This is a genomic window from Dactylosporangium sp. CA-233914, assembly GCF_050942935.1.
Lineage (GTDB): Bacteria > Actinomycetota > Actinomycetes > Mycobacteriales > Micromonosporaceae > Dactylosporangium.
In genome coordinates, this window is record NZ_CP192030.1 from 2,831,323 (window position 1) to 2,845,236 (window position 13,914).

A 13,914-nucleotide genomic window follows, 5' to 3' on the forward strand; every position below is an offset into this window, starting at 1 on the left:
AGGGCGGAGCTGTGCCATGACGGACGTGTGGATTCTCGGCGGCACCGGCCGCAGCGGGCGGGCGATCACAGCCGAACTGCGGCGCCGGGGCATCGAGCCGACGCTGGTCGGCCGCGACGCCGAACGGCTGAAGGCGGCGGCCGGCGGTCTGCCGACGCTGGTGGCCGGATCGGTCCGCGAGACCGCGGCCGCGATCCGCCGGGAGCGGCCGGCCGTGGTCGTCAACACCGTCGGACCGTTCCTCGAGACGGCCGCGCCGTTGCTGGGCGCCTGCCTTCCGGCTGGCCACTACCTCGACCTCGCCAACGATCTGGCGGCGGTGTCGGCGATCCTCGGCCGGGGCGGGGAGCTGACGGCTGCCGGGCGCACGGCCGTCACCGGCGCCGGGTTCGGCGTGACCGCCACCGAGAGCGTCGTGGTGAAGCTGTGCGAAGGGCGGCCGGCACCGCGGCGGGTCCGGGTCGACATGGTGCCCTCGTTGGCCGCCGATGACGGCGTCGTCGGCGACGCCCTGGCCGGTACCCTCGTGGAGGGCATCCCCGGGGTTGAGGGCGGTGGGCGGTTCCAAGGCCGCCGGTACCGCAACGGACGGCTCGCACCAGCCCGTCTCGCCGGTGACCCGATGAAACTGGTCCTGCCCGACGGTTCCACGGTGACCACCGCGGGCATGCCGCTGGGCGAGCTGATGGCCGCCCAGCGGGCCAGCGGCGCCGCGGACGTGCTCGCCGCGTCGAGCGAGGCCCCGTCCTCCCCGGTCGTCCGCGCGGTGCTGCCCGTGGCGACCGCCCTGCTCGCGATCGGCCCGGTGCGCTCCTTCGCCCGGCGACGGCTGGCCGCGGTACCGACGAAGGCCCGGCCGAAGCCCCGTGCGCACTCCTGGGGCCACGCCGTCGTGGAGTGGCCGGACGGCAGCATCCGCGAGGGCTGGCTGCGGGTCGGCGAGGCCCAGTCCTGGACGGCCACGGTGCCGGCCGAGGTGGTCCGGCGGCTGCTGGACGGGCAAGGCAAGCCCGGCGCGTACACGCCGGCGGCGCTGTTCGGGCCGGCTCTCGCCGAGGCATGCGGCGGCGAGTACCAGATCCGGTGAATCGCCGCGAGTGAACCGGGCCTGCACCGGCGCGTCGGGCGGTATGGGTCAACCGATCGGTTGATGCGAGGGTCGACCGACCTCGGTGCCGGCTGGGTGAATCGGCAACCGTCGGTGGCGGGCGAAACTCGCTGCCATGGGGATCATCGAGGTGACGAACCTCCACAAGCGATACGGGAACAGGGTTGCCGTCGACGATGTGTCGTTCACGGTCGAGGCGGGCGAGATCTTCGGAATTCTCGGTCCGAACGGCGCTGGCAAGACGACCACGGTCGAGTGCGTGAGCGGCCTGCGTACTCCCGATCGTGGCGAGGTCACGGTGCTCGGCCTCGATCCTCGGCGGGACCGGGGTGAGTTGCGGGAACGGGTCGGGGTCCAGTTGCAGGAGCACCGGCTGCCGGACAAGCAGACGGTGGCCGAGGCGATGGATCTGTACCGTTCGTTCTACCGCGAGCCGGCGGACGGGCGGCGGCTGCTGGAAATGCTGGGGCTCGCCGAGCAGCGCAACACGCAGTACCGGAAGCTCTCCGGTGGTCAGCAGCAGCGGCTTTCGGCCGCGCTCGCCCTGGCGGGTGGTCCCACCGTCGCGGTGCTGGACGAGCTCACCACCGGGCTCGACCCGCAGGCCCGGCGGGACACCTGGGACTTGGTCGAAGAGGTGCGCGACTCGGGCGTGACGATCGTCCTCGTCACCCACTTCATGGATGAGGCGGAGCGGCTCTGTGACCGGCTCGCGCTGATCGACTCCGGGCGCGTGGTCGCTCTGGACACCCCCGCCGGCCTGGTCGCGCGCGCTGGGGCCGAGCAGCGGGTGCGGTTCCGGCCATCGACCTGCCTGGACGAGCGGCTGCTGACCGGCCTGCCAGAGGTGACCAGCGTGCGGCGCCAAGGGCAGCAGGTGCTGGTGACGGGCACTGGAAACCTGCTGCAGGCGGTCACCTCGGTCCTGGCTCAGCAGCACATCATCGCCGGGGATCTCAGAGTCGAGCAGGCCAGCCTGGACGACGCCTTCGTCACCCTCACTCGAAGGAAGCTGTCGTAATGTCCGCTCTGTACAAACTCACTGTCGCCGAGGCGAAGCTGTTCCTGCGGGAGCCGATGGCGGTCGTCTTCGGGGTGCTGTTCCCGGCCGCGATCCTTCTCGGGCTCGGTGCTGTCCCCACGCTGCGGGAGCCGTCGGAGCAGTTCGGCGGGGTGCGGTTCGTGGAGCTCTGGGCCCCGAGCGCACTCGTGCTCGGGCTCGGCATCGTCGGGCTGCAGCACATCCCGGTGGCGGTGGCCACCTACCGGGAGCGGGGCATCCTCCGGCGAATGTCCACCACGCCGATCCACCCCGGCAAGGTGCTGGCGGCGCAGCTCATCGTCGCCCTGGCCGCTGCGGTCGCGGCGGCCGCGCTGCTGATCGTCTCGGCCTGGCTGGTACTCGACGTGCCACTGCCGCGGCACCCGTTCGGGTTCGCGATCGCGTTCCTGCTCGGCTTCGGCGCGGTGCTCGCGATCGGCATGCTGATCGCTGCGGTCGCGCCCACCTCCCGGGTCGCCACCGGGCTGTCGACCGTCGTGTACATGGTGACGATGTTCGCTGGAGGCGTCTTCCTGCCACGCTTCCTGCTGCCGGATTTCTTGATGCGAATGGGCGACTACACCCCGCCCGGGGCGCAGTCGCTGCTGGCGGGCTGGTCGGGTGACGCGGTGGTGGGGGCCGGGACGGCAGGTTCGTCGCAGCAGCTGTTGCAACTCGGGATAATGGCGCTGTTCGCGGTCGTGGCCGGTGGTGCGGCGGCGAAGCTGTTCCGCTGGGAATGAGCCGAAGGTGCGAGCTTCGATGAGCGGTGACGCCGGCCCCGACTGGGACCGCTGGTACGAGAAGCTGCTCGTCGTAGTGCCCTGGCTGCTGCTCCCCGCCTCGACAGCGATCGCCTTGGCGCAGCCCGGCCGGACCTGGAACGACCATGCGATCACCCTGGGCCTGGTCGGGGCGGCCGCCGGGTGGATGTATCTGGGGCACACCCGGGTGCCGCAGGACCGCCGGAAGCGGACCCTGCCGATGCTGATCTACTTCGCCGGGCTGCTCACGCTCTGCGTCGCGCTGATGGCCCGTGACGTGATCTTCCTGCTCTTCGCCATCACCGGGTTCTTCCACGCGTACCAGTTGCGACCGTGGCCGTTGGGGGCGGCCGGCGTGCTCGGAACGTCGATCTGTATCAACACCATGGCGTCCGATATGCCGGCCGCGACGGTACAGTCGCTCGGAACCTACCTGGGAGTGATCGTGATCCAGACCGCGGCGATCAGCTCCGGCATCGTGCTGGCCGAGAAGAGTGCCGAGCAGCACGAGCGACGTGAGCAGATGCTCGCCCGGCTGGAGGCGGCGCTGGAGGAGAACGCCGGCCTGCACGCCCAGCTGCTGGCCCAGGCCCGCGAGGCCGGCGTGCTGGACGAGCGGCAGCGTATGGCCGGGGAGATCCACGACTCGCTGGCGCAGGGCCTGACCGGCATCGTCACCCAGGTGCAGGCGGCCCAACGGGTCTGGCACTCGCCGACGCAGGCGCGTGAGCACGTGGACCGGGCGTTGGCCCTGGCCCGGGAGGGCTTGGACGAGGCCCGCCGGTCGGTGCAGGCGTTACGGCCGCGCCAACTGGAGGGGGCCCACCTGCCGGAGGCATTGGGTGACCTGGCCCGGCGCTGGGCGAACGACACCGGCATAACCCTGCGATTCGACGTCACCGGCGAACGGGTCGCACTGAGCCCGGCCATCGATGTCACGCTGTTCCGGGTCGCGCAGGAGGCGCTGCACAACGTGGTCCGGCACGCCCGCGCATCCCGGGTGGGGCTGACCCTCTCCTACCTGACCGATGTGGTCCTGCTCGATGTTCGCGACGACGGGCGGGGCATGAACGGTGGCTCGGCTCAGGGATTCGGCCTCAGGAGCATGGTGCAGCGGGTCCGGACTGTGGGAGGTGTGATGGAGATCGAGAGCGCTCCTGGCGAGGGCACGGCGATCAGCGTACGGGTGCCGGCGATCCCGATGGTGGCATCATGATCCGCATCCTGATCGCCGACGACCATCCGATCGTTCGTAACGGACTTCGGGGGGCCTTCGCGGACCTGCCCGACATCGAGGTGGCCGGCGAGGCCGCCAACGGCCGGGAGGCGGTGACCGAGGCGGTGCGGCTGCGTGTCGACGTGGTGCTGATGGACCTGCGGATGCCGGAGATGAACGGCGTCCAGGCGATCGCCGCCCTCGCCCAGACCGCGCTCCCGATACACGTACTGGTGCTCACCACCTTCGACAGCGAGACCGACGTGCTGCCGGCGGTGGAGGCGGGCGCTACCGGTTATCTGCTCAAGGACACGCCACCCGAGGAGCTGATCCGTGCCGTGCGGGCCGCCCATCGCGGGGAGTCCGTACTCGCGCCCTCGGCCGCCGGTCAACTCATGAGCCGGGTCCGCAGACCGACCGGGTTGGCGCTGAGCAATCGAGAGCTGGAAGTACTCCAACTGGTCGCCGACGGCGCCTCCAACCGGGAGGTGGCGAGACTCCTGTTCGTCAGCGAGGCGAGCATCAAGACCCACCTGCAGCACATCTACGACAAGCTCGGCGTCCGGGACCGGGCCGCCGCTGTCGGAGAGGGCTACCGGCGCGGCCTACTCCGATAGCGGTCCTTCCAGGGCTGCGTTACGCGACCGGCGCCAGGCCTCCTCGTCCCGGAATCCGACGACGGACGTTCAGATCAGGGGCGGGCGTGCAGCCAGTCCAGGGCGGCGCTCGCGTGGCGCAGAACGGTGATGTGGCCCTCGTCCGGCAGCAGGCGCGCCTGCGCGCCCGGGATGTGCCCCGCCAGCCAGGCGCTGTGGGCGGCCGGCACCATGCCGTCGGCCTCGCCGTGCATCAGCAGGACCGGGCAGGTGATCGTCGCCGGGTCGAAGGACCAGTCGCCGGCCATCGCGAGCTCGTCGTCGATCAGCCCCGCTGGGCCCATGAGCAGTGCCGGCGCCACCACCGAGTCCAGCCACGCCCAGTCCGAGCGCAGCGCCTCCCAGTCCGCGGGCCGGAAACCGATGTCCTCCTCGCCCGTGGCCGCCGCCAGCTGGCGCTCCTTCGCCTCGCGGCCCGCGCGGGCGGCGCGCAGGGACTCGGCCGAGCCGTCCGCCATGCCGGTGTACCAGTCGAGGCCGGCGGCGGTGAACGGCTCGTACGGCGCGGGGCCGGAGATGCCCACGACGGCGGTGACCCGGCCGGGCAGCTGCGCCGCGCAGGCCAGGGCGTGCGGGCCGCCGCCGGAGTGGCCCATGACCGCGAAGCTCGTGACGCCCAGCGCGTCGGCGACCGCGGCGGCGTCGGCCGCGACCGAGGCCACGCTCCGGCCGGGGCTGGGCGTCGAGGCGCCGTACCCGGGCCGGGAGTGCGAGATCCAGCGGACCCCGCCGCCGAGCAGCGGCGCGGGCGGCTCGCCGATGTTCGGGGTGCCGTGGTGCCAGTAGATGACCGGGCCGTCGCCGCCGGTGTCGTACGCGTGCAGCAGCCGCCCGTCGGCGAGCTCGACCCCGATCTCAGTAACCACGGATCGAGCGTAGAAGAGGGCCGCCCCCGCGAAGTCGCGAGGGCGGCCCGGGCACTACCAGAAGAACTCAGCAGTACGAGACCGAACTACAGCGCCTTCCAGGGTCCCCACCGGTCGCCGGGGGCCTGGTTGCGGGTCCACCACTGGGCGACGTACTTCTTGCCCTGGTAGACGACCACGTCGCCGCTGTTGAAGATGCGCGACGCGGTCCAGATCGCGGTGCCGTCCGACGCCGTCGCCATCTCCTGCCACGGCCCGTACGGGTCGCCCGGGGTCTGGTTCTGCGTCCACCACAGCGCCTGCCAGACCTTGCCCTGGTAGGTCACCTTGTCGCCGCCGAGGTACACCTTCGACGCGCTCCACGCCGGCAGCTGCGGGGTCACCGGCGCGTTCAGCCCGACGACGACCGGGTCGTGGTCCGAGGCCGTGAACGGGTCCGAGCCGTTGAACAGCAGGGTCGCGTTGTAGTTGTACCGGCTGTAGGAGTACGCGATCGCCTCCTGCGCGTTGATCTGCCACACGTCCGCCCCGGTCGCCAGCGCGCGGGCCGGGCCGTTGGCGAGCACGTGGTCGAGCGAGCCGTGCAGGCCGTCGAACGCGTACGTCGTCTCGCCCGAGTCCAGGGCGGAGGCCAGGTCGGTGTAGCCGGCCTGGTACAGCACCTGCATCGGGTCCTCCTGGGTGTAGCTGTTGAAGTCACCCACCAGGAAGATGCGGTCCGTGCCGAGCGCCGCGGCCGCCTGCGTGGCGAACGCGGTCGTGTCCTGCGCCTCGCGGACGCGGGTCGCGTTGAACGAGCCCTGGTTCACCGCGAGGGAGGACGTGTTCTCCTCGTCGCCGGGGTACAGCGGGGTGCCGCTGCCCTTCGACTTCCAGTGGTTCGCCACGACCAGGAACGCGTCGGCGTCCGTGGCGCCCGCCTTCTTGAAGCCCTGGGCGAGCGGCTCGCGGGCGATGGAGAACGGCTGCCCCGAGGCCGAGGACGTGGTGAGGATCTTCGAAGGCCCGACGGGTACGGCATCCGCGATCTTGTAGATGAACGCGGTGCGGATGACGTCCTCGTCGCCGATCGCCGGCCGCTGGTCCGCGGGCGGGGACGGCACGTAGGCCCACACGTTCGTGCCGGCGGCGGCGTTGAGCGCGGTCACGAGCTGCGCGAGCGCGGCGTCGCGGTCCCCGCCGAACTTCGCCGAGTTCTCGACCTCCTCCAGCGACACGACGCTGGCGCCGAGCCGGTTGATGCCGGTGACGATCTTCGCCTGCTGCCGCTGGAAGCTGGCGTCGGTGGCGGCGCCGCGCGGGCCGGCCGCGTTGTTCGGGCCGGTGCAGGACTTGTTGGCGATGTGGTTGCCGGCCCGGTCGTCGTAGAACACGCAGGTGCCGAGGCCCTTCGCGACGTACGCCTCACCGGTGAGCGGGAAGTAGTTCTGCACGTTGAACGTCGCCAGGCGGAGGTTCCCGCCGACGTTGGCCGGCTGCTGGTTGCCGGTGCGGGTGTCGCTGAACGTGGCGACCGCCGCGCCGTCGTCGGTGACCTGGTGGGTCGGCTGGAAGTTCCACAGCGAGAAGCGGTACTCCAGGATCACCGGCTGGTGGAACGCGACCTTCGACCCGACGCTGACCGAGTTGGTCGGCGTGAGCCACGGCAGCGGGGTGCCGGTGTTCGCGGCGCCGCTGTAGTTGACGCTCGCGCCGTCGTCCAGGGTCACCTTGCGAGCGGCGTTGTCGGCGACCACGGCCATCGCCTCGGGGCTGCCGGGCTTGCCGGCGTCCGTGGGCTGGCGCAGCGGGGTGTCGCCGGCGGCGAGGGTGAACGAGCCGTACCAGTTCGCGTCGTAGTTGTCCGACACGGTGAACGTGCCCTGCGGCGCGATCAGCTCGCCCTCGTGCGCCTCCTTCTGCGCATCGGTGGTGAGGCTCGACCACGGGATCGTGGCCGCCGCGACGTTCGGCAGCGGGGTGGCGAGCTTGCTGACGCTCGGCGAGGTGATCTCGGTCTCGCCCTGGTACTCCTGGACGGTCCCGGCGACCCGCACGCTGTCGCCGATCGCGACCTGCGCCGCCGAGTTCGACCCGAAGACGAAGACCGCGTCGGAGGCGCCCGGCGTGGCGTCGTTGGACTCGGCGCCGCCCGTGCCGCCCGTCTGCAGGAAGAAGCCGTTGAAGCCGCCGGTGGTGTACACGGCCGTCACGACGCCCTCGGTCGTCACGCCCTTGCCGGTGTACGGCGAGGTGTCGGTGTTCGTGCCCTGGATCTGCGCGATCGACAGGACCGTCGTCGCCGAGCTCACCGTGAACGCGAACGTCGCCGAGCCGCTGACGTTGCTCGCGTCGGTCGCGGTCACCGTCACCGAGGAGGTTCCGGCCGCCGTCGGCGTGCCGGAGACGACGCCCGCCGCGGAGATGGCGAGGCCGTCGGGAAGACCGGAGGCGCTCCAGCTGTACGGCGCGGTGCCCCCCGACGCCGTCAGCGTCAGCGGCGCGATCGCGGTGCCGGTCGTCGCGCTCTGCGCCCCGGGGTTCGTCACCGTCACGGTGGCGGTGCCCCCGTCGGACGCCGCGTTCTGCGGCTCCGGCGCGGCGGTGTGGAAGTCGGCCGCGTTGTTGTCGGTGTCCGCCCCGGCCGCGTCGCGCTGGTAGCTCAGCGTGAGCCCGTTACCGGAGGTTACGGAGCCCTCGGGCGAGTTGCTGGTGCCCCAGCCGATCTTGTCGATCACCGACGCGTCGGTGGGCAGCACCCCGCCGGCGGAGGCCGCGATGAACAGCGTCCCACCGCCCGCACCCGGGTTGATGCTGGTCCCGGTGTTGAGGTCGGCGGCCGGCAGCGGCGCGCCCGGGTTGGTGGCGGCGTTGTTGCTGGGCAGCTGGATCAGGAAGTGCCCGTGCGCGGCCACCGTGCCCGACAGCGCGAACACCTGTGCCCCGCTCGGCACGACGGTGCTGGTGGGGGCCCGGTACTGCAGCGTGCTGCCGGACAGCGGGATCGGGCTCGAGGTCGGGTTGTACAGCTCGATGAACTTGTTGAGGTAGCTGGCGCCGGACGAGCCGCCGTTGACGTATGCCTCGCTGATGACCAGACCCGTGCCGGCCGGGTTCGCGGCGGCCGGGTCGGCGAATAATGGCCAGGTCAGGCCGGCTGTGGACAACGATATGGTGACGATGACGCGCCGGATGAGCGCACGGGACATTGACCCGGACCTCCAGGTGGACGTGGGTTTCGGCTGACGCTAGGCGCGGAAGCTGAACGGCGTGTGACACCCTAAGGCACCTTCGCGTAACTGCAGCCTGTCCTGGGGGCGGTGTAGGGAATCCCCTCGCAGGTATAGGGCCTGATCTGTTTGGCGGGGCTACCGCTTCGTGAGCTGCGCCCGTACCGCGGGATCCAGCATCTCGGAGTCGTCCCAGCCGATGTTCTCGTCGCCGCTGTCCACGACGGCCCCGAGGAACGCCGCCTCGACCGGTCGCAGCTGCTCGATGAGCCGGTCGACGGGGTACCGGCCGGCGAAGCGCGCACCGTCGGCGCCGGCGAGCAGCACCGCGAGCGGCTCGTCCCCGTCGATGGGCAGGTCCGGGTACACGTTGCCGCCCCAGTACATGACCGCGCCCTCGGCGTCGGCGAACCGGCCGGCCCCGGCGAGCATCAACAGCTCGGTCTGCGTGTTGTACACGTCCGCGTGGTAGTCGTAGAGGTAGATCTCCAGCGCCTGCTCCCGGTGCCGGGCGAGCGTGAACCCGGTGGCGGCCCGGGCGGCGAGCAGCTCCACGGGTGTCCGGCGCCGGTCCTCGCGAAACCCGGCGACGGCGGCGGGCGAATCGGCGATGGCGGCGAACTCCCAGTCGGCGTCCTGACCGTCGAGCGCCCAGCCGCGCCACATGTCCCGCGGGTTCTCGATGACGTCCAGCCCGGGCAGCGGCGTGGTGAGCCAGCTGTCGAACCCGGCCCGCGACATAGGAATCCGGGTCGCGACCATGTACGACCGACCACCCACCGGGACCCACCTCACAAGATCGACGACGATCGCCAGACAATACCCGGGCGGGTTTCCGGGCGCGATACGTCCTCCGGAGCGAACACGCCGCCTCTCACGTTCAACTGCGCTGAACTCGATGTTCATGACCTGCGCTTGCGGGCGTACCGGATCCGGGACGAGCGTGCCTTCATGACGATGAATCGGCGTGATGTTCTGGCCGTCACCGGGCTCGGGCTCGTGGGCGGCGGGCTGGGCGGGGCGTTTCTCGGCGGGGGCGTGGCCGCCGCGGGGGCGCCGCAGCTCAAGGACGGGTACGGGCCGCTGGTCAAGGCCGGCAAGGAGCTCGCGTTACCAGCCGGATTCTCGTACCGCACCTTCGGGTCGGCCGGCACGAGGATGAGCGACGGGATCGCCACGCCCGGGTGTCACGACGGGCAGGCGGTGTTCGACGCCGGGCGCGGGCGGGTCCGGATCGTTCGCAACCACGAGATCGACCTGGACATCCCGGGGGCGAAGCAGCGGGCGATCGGGCCGCGCAACGCCTACGACCGGGCGGCGCCGGCGGGGTGCACCTCGTCGCTGTACGACCTCGGCAGCGGACGGCTGCTGGAGAGCTTTCTGGTGCTCAACGGGACGCTGTCCAACTGCAGCGGGGCCGCCACCCCGTGGGGGTCCTGGCTGTCGTGCGAGGAGACGACCGACGGGGTGAAGGCGGGGTTCGACAAGCCGCACGGATACGTGTTCGAGATTCCGTCCGACGCGCGCGGGCCGGTGAACCCGGTTCCGCTCAAGGCGATGGGGCGCTTCGAGCACGAGACGGCGCCGATCGATCCGCGGACCGGGATCGTTTACATGACCGAGGACAACGGCGACCCCGGCGACGGGTTCTACCGGTTCGTCCCGCGCCGGCCCGGCCAGCTCGCCGCCGGCGGGAAGCTGCAGATGCTCGCCGTCACCGGGGACCGCAACTACGACACGGCCACCGGGCAGCGCGTCGGCGAGGTGCTCGACACGCACTGGGTGGACATCGACGAGCCGGACCCGTCCGACGCCGAGGAGAACCCCGGTTCGGTGTACTCCCAGGGGCGCGCGAAGGGTGGCTGCCGCTTCCTCGGGCTCGAGGGCTCCGCGTGGTCGAACGGCTCGGTGACGTTCGTGGCGAGCGAGGCGGGCGACGGGGAGAACGGCCAGGTCTGGCGGTACACCCCGGCCTCCCACGAAACGGGAACGCTGCAGCTGCTGTTCGAGTCGCCCAATCCGAGGACCCTCAACCAGCCCGACACCGTGGCCATGGCGCCCGACGGCACGCTGCTGCTCGCCGAGGACGGCGACGGCGAGGACGAGGACGGCGGCGACAACTGGCTGCGGGTGCTGACCCCGTCCGGTTTCATCGCCAACCTGGCGCAGGTCATCGAGCCGCTGGACCTGCACTACTGGAGCCCGGAGGACTTCCCGCAGCCGGGTCCGAAGGGGGCCAGCGAACTGGCCGGCGCCGCGTTCACCGCCGACGGCAAGTACCTGTTCATCAACGTGCAGTACCCGGGCGTGACCTGCGTGATCACCGGACCGTGGCACGGCGGGCGGCACTGAGTCCACCGGCGAGCAGCGTCCGCGTCCCGACGCCCGCCCAGGCGGTGACCAGCAGCAGGTACAAGGCGATCGAGACGCCCGCGAGCAGCGGCGAGCCGGTCTGGGCGGCCAGGCCGGCGGCGCCGGTGACGCAGGTGCCGACCGGGAACGTGAACGCCCACCAGGCCGGCGTGAACGGCAGGCCCCCGGGTCTGCGCGCCGTGCCCACCGTGACGGCGGCGGCGAAGGCGAGCCACACCAGCGCGAAGCCGAGCACCGGGACGCCGTAGAGCAGGGCGAAGACCTCGGCTCCCGGCGCGTACGGCGGGGGCAGGACCCCGTGCGCCGCACCGGCGAGCGCGTGCGCGGCGGTCACCGACTGGCCCAGCGGGCCCAGCACGATCCAGAGGGTGGGGACCGTGCGGGGCTCGCCCGGGCCGTGGTGGAGCAGGCCGCCCCAGAGCTGGGCGATGACCGCGACGGCGGCGAACAGGCTGACCCCGAACAGCGCGTAGCAGCACAGCAGGGCATCAGGGCGTACCGCCGCCGGAAAATGGGCGATGAGCGGCGCTCCGGTGGCGGCCGAGACCATCGGGGGCACCACGGGCATGAGCCACGCGCCGGTCACCGCGGGGCCGCGGCGGTTGGTCAGCAGCAGCGGCACGGCGACGGTCGTGACGAGCCCCAGGACGGTGCCGGCGAGCCACAGCGCGACGGCGACGGGCACGGCCGCGTGCGGGCCGAACAGCAGCGTGCCGGCGCCAACCGTCATCAGCGCCATCGGCGGCGCGCCCCAGAACGGCGCGGTCGCCGGGTCGAGGGCCAGGCCGCCGGCCCGGGCCCGGCGCACGCCGTCGACGGTCATGCCGGCCAGCAGCCCGGACGCGAGCACCCACACGGCGGCCGCGGCCGGGTGCAGCGCGGGCGGGGCGGCGTTGGCGACGATTCCGGTGCCCATGACGGCGGCGAACCGGTTGGGCCGTAGCGGCAGGTTTTCCACGCCCTTGAACATGACCTTGAATCTGCCCGCGACGACCGCCGGCCGGTAGCCGGCCGTGGCCTGTGAGGTCATAAGGTACGGTTATGCCTCTCCCGCCGACGGTGACCGACCTGACCAGCTTCGACCTGCTGCTGTCGGTCGCGCGCCTGGGCTCGGTCGGGCGCGCGGCGGCCGAGCACCGCATCTCCCAGCCGGCGGCCAGCGCACGGCTGCGGCAGCTGGAGCGGCGGCTGGGCGTGACGCTGCTGGACCGCGGCCCGCGGGGGTCAACGCTGACCGGGACCGGCGCGCTCATCGCCGACTGGGCCCGTGGCGCCGTCGACGCCGCCGACGCGCTCGGGGCGGGGATCGCCGCGCTGCGCGCGTCCCGCCACAGCCGTCTGACGGTCGCGGCGAGCCAGACGGTCGCGGAGTATCTCCTGCCGGCGTGGCTGGTCGCCCTGCACGCCGGCAACCCCGGCCTGTCCGTGACCCTGCGGGCGGCCAACTCGGCCGACGTGGCCACCCGCGTCCTGGCCGGCGACGCGGACCTGGGCTTCGTCGAGGGGCCGGAAGTGCCCCCGGGCCTGGACGCCACGGTGGTCGGCGCCGACCGGCTGACGGTCATCGTGGCGCCCGGGCATCCGTGGGCGCGCCGCCGCCGCGGGGTGAGCGCCGCCGAGCTGGCCGCGACGCCGCTGGTGTCGCGTGAGGCGGGGTCGGGGACGCGAGGCGCCCTGGAGGCGGCACTGGCCTCGTGCGGGCAGGGCGCGCCGGCCGCGCCGGTGCTGGAGCTGTCGTCGACGACGGCGATCAAACACGCCGTGGCGGCGGGCAACGCGCCGGCGGTGCTCAGCTCGCTCGCGGTGGTGGCGGAACTGGCGGCCGGGTCGCTGGTGGCGGTGCCGGCGGCGGCGGTACCGCTGCAGCGCCACCTGCACGTGGTGTGGCCGGTGGGCCACCAGCTGACGGGCCCGGCGCGCGACCTGTTCGCCATCGCCCGCCGCCGCCACTGATCGGGGCCGCCCCGCGTGTTGCGCGATCCTCCTACGATCTTTGGCCAGTTGTAACGCTTTCGGACCGACTCGGAAGGTTATGCATGCCACATAGATTGCAGTCGTTCAGTTGGATCGTCGTCGCCGCCCTGGCCGCCACCGGGCTGGCCCATCTCTTCGCCGTCGTCGATTCGTTCCGCACCACGGACGCCGACGGGGAGACCGGCCGGGTCGTGGCGACCGCGGGCCGCGCCGGGCTCGGCGTCTTCGCGAGCGAGGGCCTCGCCTCGACCCTCGTCAACGCGGCCTGCCTGCTGGTGCTCGTGGTCTTCATCGTCTGGCTCTACCTGGCCCGCGACAACTTCGACCGGCGCAACGACGACAACGTCAACTGGCGCAAGGGCTGGACGATCGGCGGCTGGTTCATCCCGCTGGCCAACCTCGTCATCCCGAGCCTGGTCGTCGGTGAGGTCTACGCGCGCAGCTCGCCCGACCGCACCTGGACCTCGCGCCGCGTCGTCACCGCCTGGTGGGTCGCGCTGCTGGTCAGCCTGGTCTCGTACACCGAAACCACCACGTACGCCGGCGGCGCGACGCAGGTGCACACGCCCGCGTTCGTCGCCGCGGTCACCGGCGGCGCCGGCGTGCTGGCCGCGATCCTCGGCGCGGTCATCGTCCGTCGCGTCTCGGCCTGGCAGGACGCCAAGCCGGCGGCGTGATCCCCGGGGCGTGGCCGGAACCGGCCACG

Annotated in this window: 13 protein-coding genes; 9 read left to right on the forward strand and 4 right to left on the reverse strand. The window is 72.2% G+C overall.

All coding sequences use genetic code 11. From position 1 onward, the window contains the following. The first annotated feature begins 16 nt into the window (after positions 1-16). The 5 genes from ACQPY0_RS13115 (at position 17) to ACQPY0_RS13135 (ending at position 4,747) form a co-directional block, all read left to right on the forward strand. Positions 17-1,087 carry a hypothetical protein gene (locus ACQPY0_RS13115; RefSeq protein ID WP_432988355.1) on the forward strand — a complete coding sequence of 357 codons (1,071 nt, stop codon included), beginning with the start codon at positions 17-19 and terminating at the stop codon, positions 1,085-1,087. A gap of 136 nt (positions 1,088-1,223) precedes the next feature. Continuing rightward, positions 1,224-2,129 (forward strand): ABC transporter ATP-binding protein, encoded by a 906-nt coding sequence (locus ACQPY0_RS13120; protein ID WP_432988357.1) that lies wholly within the window; start codon positions 1,224-1,226, stop codon positions 2,127-2,129. After that, on the forward strand, positions 2,129-2,893 hold the full coding sequence (locus ACQPY0_RS13125) for an ABC transporter permease (protein ID WP_432988359.1): 765 nt from the start codon (positions 2,129-2,131) through the stop codon (positions 2,891-2,893). Before ACQPY0_RS13120 ends, ACQPY0_RS13125 begins: the two co-directional genes overlap by 1 nt. Before the next feature lie 19 nt (positions 2,894-2,912). Continuing rightward, on the forward strand, positions 2,913-4,130 hold the full coding sequence (locus ACQPY0_RS13130) for a sensor histidine kinase (RefSeq protein WP_432988361.1): 1,218 nt from the start codon (positions 2,913-2,915) through the stop codon (positions 4,128-4,130). Further along, a complete protein-coding gene (locus ACQPY0_RS13135; protein ID WP_432988363.1) occupies positions 4,127-4,747 on the forward strand; it encodes a response regulator in 621 nt (206 codons plus the stop codon). The genes ACQPY0_RS13130 and ACQPY0_RS13135 overlap by 4 nt, the downstream gene beginning before the upstream one ends. 74 nt (positions 4,748-4,821) lie before the next feature. Here the strand turns inward: ACQPY0_RS13135 and ACQPY0_RS13140 are convergent, their stop codons facing one another. Together ACQPY0_RS13140 and ACQPY0_RS13145 are read right to left on the reverse strand one after the other, a co-directional pair. Then, positions 4,822-5,652, reverse strand: a complete 831-nt coding sequence (locus ACQPY0_RS13140) for an alpha/beta fold hydrolase (RefSeq protein ID WP_432988365.1) — start codon at positions 5,650-5,652, stop codon at positions 4,822-4,824. Positions 5,653-5,738: 86 nt separating this feature from the next. Then, positions 5,739-8,783 (reverse strand): ExeM/NucH family extracellular endonuclease, encoded by a 3,045-nt coding sequence (locus ACQPY0_RS13145; protein WP_432995212.1) that lies wholly within the window; start codon positions 8,781-8,783, stop codon positions 5,739-5,741. Here ACQPY0_RS13145 and ACQPY0_RS13150 point away from each other — a divergent pair. After that, positions 8,722-8,877: a hypothetical protein gene (locus ACQPY0_RS13150; protein ID WP_432995942.1), complete on the forward strand. Its 156-nt coding sequence runs from the start codon at positions 8,722-8,724 to the stop codon at positions 8,875-8,877. The genes ACQPY0_RS13145 and ACQPY0_RS13150 overlap by 62 nt on opposite strands. A gap of 122 nt (positions 8,878-8,999) precedes the next feature. Here the strand turns inward: ACQPY0_RS13150 and ACQPY0_RS13155 are convergent, their stop codons facing one another. Continuing rightward, positions 9,000-9,641: a hypothetical protein gene (locus tag ACQPY0_RS13155; protein WP_432988367.1), complete on the reverse strand. Its 642-nt coding sequence runs from the start codon at positions 9,639-9,641 to the stop codon at positions 9,000-9,002. A gap of 171 nt (positions 9,642-9,812) precedes the next feature. On the opposite strand from ACQPY0_RS13155, the gene ACQPY0_RS13160 reads away from it, so the two are divergent. Beyond that, positions 9,813-11,213 (forward strand): alkaline phosphatase PhoX, encoded by a 1,401-nt coding sequence (locus tag ACQPY0_RS13160; RefSeq protein WP_432988369.1) that lies wholly within the window; start codon positions 9,813-9,815, stop codon positions 11,211-11,213. Here the strand turns inward: ACQPY0_RS13160 and ACQPY0_RS13165 are convergent. Next, positions 11,182-12,264, reverse strand: coding sequence for a TDT family transporter (locus ACQPY0_RS13165; RefSeq protein ID WP_432988371.1), 1,083 nt, complete (start codon positions 12,262-12,264; stop codon positions 11,182-11,184). The two genes, ACQPY0_RS13160 and ACQPY0_RS13165, sit on opposite strands and share 32 nt — an antisense overlap. Positions 12,265-12,275: 11 nt before the next feature. On the opposite strand from ACQPY0_RS13165, the gene ACQPY0_RS13170 reads away from it, so the two are divergent. Both ACQPY0_RS13170 and ACQPY0_RS13175 read left to right on the forward strand, forming a co-directional pair. Beyond that, the gene (locus ACQPY0_RS13170) at positions 12,276-13,187 is read left to right on the forward strand and encodes a LysR family transcriptional regulator (protein WP_432988373.1); all 912 of its coding nucleotides are present in this window, start codon (positions 12,276-12,278) and stop codon (positions 13,185-13,187) included. 83 nt (positions 13,188-13,270) lie between these two features. Next, positions 13,271-13,885, forward strand: a complete 615-nt coding sequence (locus ACQPY0_RS13175; RefSeq protein WP_432988375.1) for a DUF4328 domain-containing protein — start codon at positions 13,271-13,273, stop codon at positions 13,883-13,885. The last annotated feature ends 29 nt before the right edge of the window (positions 13,886-13,914 follow it).

Bases quoted from the DNA above. Each gene is read 5' to 3' on its own strand.
- ACQPY0_RS13160 (WP_432988369.1), top strand. From the start codon at position 9,813: ATGACGATGAATCGGCGTGATGTTCTGGCCGTCACCGGGCTCGGGCTC.
- ACQPY0_RS13130 (WP_432988361.1), top strand. From the start codon at position 2,913: ATGAGCGGTGACGCCGGCCCCGACTGGGACCGCTGGTACGAGAAGCTG.
- ACQPY0_RS13170 (WP_432988373.1), top strand. From the start codon at position 12,276: ATGCCTCTCCCGCCGACGGTGACCGACCTGACCAGCTTCGACCTGCTG.
- ACQPY0_RS13135 (WP_432988363.1), top strand. From the start codon at position 4,127: ATGATCCGCATCCTGATCGCCGACGACCATCCGATCGTTCGTAACGGA.
- ACQPY0_RS13125 (WP_432988359.1), top strand. From the start codon at position 2,129: ATGTCCGCTCTGTACAAACTCACTGTCGCCGAGGCGAAGCTGTTCCTG.
- ACQPY0_RS13150 (WP_432995942.1), top strand. From the start codon at position 8,722: ATGACCAGACCCGTGCCGGCCGGGTTCGCGGCGGCCGGGTCGGCGAAT.
- ACQPY0_RS13115 (WP_432988355.1), top strand. From the start codon at position 17: ATGACGGACGTGTGGATTCTCGGCGGCACCGGCCGCAGCGGGCGGGCG.
- ACQPY0_RS13165 (WP_432988371.1), bottom strand. From the start codon at position 12,264: ATGACCTCACAGGCCACGGCCGGCTACCGGCCGGCGGTCGTCGCGGGC.
- ACQPY0_RS13120 (WP_432988357.1), top strand. From the start codon at position 1,224: ATGGGGATCATCGAGGTGACGAACCTCCACAAGCGATACGGGAACAGG.
- ACQPY0_RS13175 (WP_432988375.1), top strand. From the start codon at position 13,271: ATGCCACATAGATTGCAGTCGTTCAGTTGGATCGTCGTCGCCGCCCTG.